The sequence below is a fragment of the Lactobacillus melliventris genome, assembly GCF_013346935.1.
In the GTDB taxonomy this organism is placed as follows: Bacteria; Bacillota; Bacilli; order Lactobacillales; family Lactobacillaceae; genus Lactobacillus.
Genome location: NZ_JAAEEB010000029.1, coordinates 1 through 1103 on the forward strand (window position 1 = coordinate 1; position 1103 = coordinate 1103).

2 protein-coding genes and 1 pseudogene are annotated in these 1103 nt (G+C 46.1%); 1 reads left to right on the forward strand and 2 read right to left on the reverse strand.

Annotated features, from left to right (window positions below):
* A pseudogene (locus GYV61_RS09790) lies at positions 1-197 on the reverse strand (hypothetical protein); the annotation flags it as partial.
* The gene (locus tag GYV61_RS09720; RefSeq protein ID WP_174795618.1) at positions 172-378 is read right to left on the reverse strand and encodes a MerR family DNA-binding transcriptional regulator; all 207 of its coding nucleotides are present in this window, start codon (positions 376-378) and stop codon (positions 172-174) included. The pseudogene GYV61_RS09790 and the gene GYV61_RS09720, both read right to left, overlap by 26 nt.
* A gap of 244 nt (positions 379-622) precedes the next feature.
* On the opposite strand from GYV61_RS09720, the gene GYV61_RS09940 reads away from it, so the two are divergent.
* Positions 623-1103: helix-turn-helix domain-containing protein (locus tag GYV61_RS09940; RefSeq protein WP_420870832.1), on the forward strand; the 481-nt coding region annotated here is incomplete at its 3' end.

A 1103-nucleotide genomic window follows, 5' to 3' on the forward strand; every position in this document is an offset into this window, starting at 1 on the left:
GCTGCTGATCCTATTTGATGATCATGGTTATAATCTCTCAATCCCCAAGAAGGAGGAGAAGTTAGGCATGATTGAAAGCTTTTCTCAGGGAACTCAGATAATATTCTTCGCGTGTCATCTAAATATATAGATATACCATTCGAAGTATAAAATGTGTTTTTGGGAAAATTTTCATTTTTTGAATTTTGATATTCCATTTATAAAATCCTTTATTTCTTCCTTTGAGTATAACCGATATTGATTAATAGGGTGTCGATAAGGAGTAAGTTTTTCCGCTTTATCCCAATTGCGGAGGGTCGCTGTGGTGACATTAAGATATGCTGCCGCTTCGCTAATGCTAATAAATTGAGGGTTTTTTTCCTCTTTCGGATCAACCATATAAAACCTTATAAAACTTTGTCAATAAGAACCTTAGAAAAGCTTAGCAATTTTTCCCAAGGAAAAAAGCCAAAAAGCTCAATTAACGCCCAAGAGACTTCCATTAGCCTCTTGACGAGTATCTGATAAAAAAGAAGAGTGGAGAAATCGTCCATCGCACGGTGGGCGGGCGCGCTGGTAACGCTGCCCACCCAGATAACCGTGCCCCGATCAAGATCACACGGCTATCGTGTGTTGGAATTATATGCTCCCTCTCTTCCGCCTTAAAGTCTTTTTTGAAGCTCTGGCCCGCTTCCATCGCATCAACCACAGTCAGGCTGCGGTTTATAAGGCCCTTGTGTCCTATCATGGCCGCCTGGGCTGTTACCCGTCTCACGCCACGCTGGCCGCTGAATCAGGGGTCAGCGAGCGCACGGTTCGCAATGCCCTCCGGGAAGCTCGGCTGAGACGGTGGATCGACTGGACCAATGAGCGCGTTGGTCGCCGTCAGTCGGTTAATCGCTACCGGATTTTGCTGACGGATGAGTATATCAACAAGGTTTTGAACGCTCTTCACCGGTTCAAGCGAAAAACCGCAGAAATCAGCGAGTTTTTCAGGCGGCAAAACCTGCCGGGGAGCCCTTATTTTTATATAAAAAGGGCGTCTCAAACCATCTGGAAACAGCTGGATCCCCCCTCGAATGGGCTGACGCCATGGCAAAGGCTCTTCCGGGACAACCGGGAAG

Bases quoted from the DNA above. Each gene is read 5' to 3' on its own strand.
- GYV61_RS09720 (WP_174795618.1), bottom strand. From the start codon at position 378: ATGGTTGATCCGAAAGAGGAAAAAAACCCTCAATTTATTAGCATTAGC.